This window comes from Neisseria sp. MVDL19-042950, from assembly GCF_030504625.1.
In the GTDB taxonomy this organism is placed as follows: domain Bacteria; phylum Pseudomonadota; class Gammaproteobacteria; order Burkholderiales; family Neisseriaceae; genus Neisseria.
This window is the reverse complement of record NZ_JAUKWH010000028.1, coordinates 1-1,275: the sequence shown is the minus strand read 5'-3', so window position 1 is coordinate 1,275 and position 1,275 is coordinate 1. Positions and strand designations below refer to the sequence as shown.

Annotated in this window: 2 protein-coding genes; both read right to left on the bottom strand. The window is 44.2% G+C overall.

The annotated features are described in order from the left end of the window. Positions 1 to 21: 21 nt before the first annotated feature. Entirely contained in the window at positions 22 to 978 is a 957-nt protein-coding gene (locus Q0X97_RS11780; RefSeq protein WP_302067757.1) for a hypothetical protein, read from the bottom strand. A 47-nt stretch (positions 979 to 1,025) separates the two neighbouring features. After that, positions 1,026 to 1,275, bottom strand: a 250-nt coding sequence (locus Q0X97_RS11775; protein ID WP_302067756.1) for a hypothetical protein, incomplete at its 5' end; no start/stop codon positions are given.

Sequence of the window (1,275 nt, the reverse complement as noted above, 5' to 3'; positions counted from 1 at the left end):
CTTACTCATTTTCAACATAGGCTATTTTCCGAATACCCATTCCCATACGCCGTTGGCCTTTTTCACCATATAGCCTGCTCCCTTTTGAATACTCTCCGCCGTTTGTTCAAATACATAACTGCCCGCCTGCACCGCGGCATCGGCAGCCTCCTGTGCAGTATCCAACGGATTTTTTACTTTATGCGGCACCACCTCCCATGCCACATCTACCGCCTGCTTCCATGTTTCCGGATCGGCCCATTCTTCCACATTCGGCTGCCCGAACACCCGCATCAGATCGGCAATCGGCACATCTGCAATCCCGCCGTCAAGGTAGGCCGGCACATGGGTTCTGAAAGCGAATTGTTTGAAGGTATCGTTTTGCAGTTCCAATTGCTGGATATCCACTTTCATAGGTGGAATTTTCTTTTTAGGATAACTTCTAGATTCAAATACCAAAAGCGTACTTTGCATATTAGCTCTCAAACCGTCATCCATATATTCCTGTAATAATTTTCTTGCGTCTCTCATCCACCTTTGCCCTTGAGAAGATTTCAGCCTCGGATAAAGATAACGCTGGAAGTTGGAACAATAATAATAGCCGTAGCTGATATAGTAAGCAGGCGGTTCATGTCCGCATGCTACATGACGCGCTTTGAAATTATGCCATCTCGACCAATTCGGGTCTTGGTTGTCGGGGGCAATCAAGGTGTCGCGATTGGTTACCAATTTATTGAAAATTCTTGCCGCATCAGCCGGTGTGCGATTCAGATTCACCGCATAATCAGCAATTTTTTTAAAATTGACGCTCGTTTTCTTAATAACTTCACCTTGATGCGGGCGGTAATAAAATACACACTTCCCATAAATGGAATCTGCGGCACGGGGAACATTTTTATCGCAACGGCGGCTTATTTTCTGTTGCACCGTATGTTTAGGTTGCGATGAATGAGTACCCGAAGTGATATTGGCATGTTTTTGTTGTTTTTCAGTCGACATAACGTTTCCTCAACAAGCTCAAAACGAAACTTAGATAAAATAAAACATCAAATTAAAAGCTGGACATCGATATTTTGCGGGTCATCGGAATAAAAAGTGGATGTATACCCGTTTTTATCGGTTTTTGCTTCTATGGTAGAACCGTCGGGCAGATAAGCGATAAACGGCGTATTCCGATATGGAGTACCGTTATCGTCAGTAAAATGAAAACGCAAATTGTGTCTGCCTGAAACAGGAAGCGTAAAAAAAGGTATTTCCATCTCAACAGGCCCCGTAACCTCCCAAGCCGCACATTTC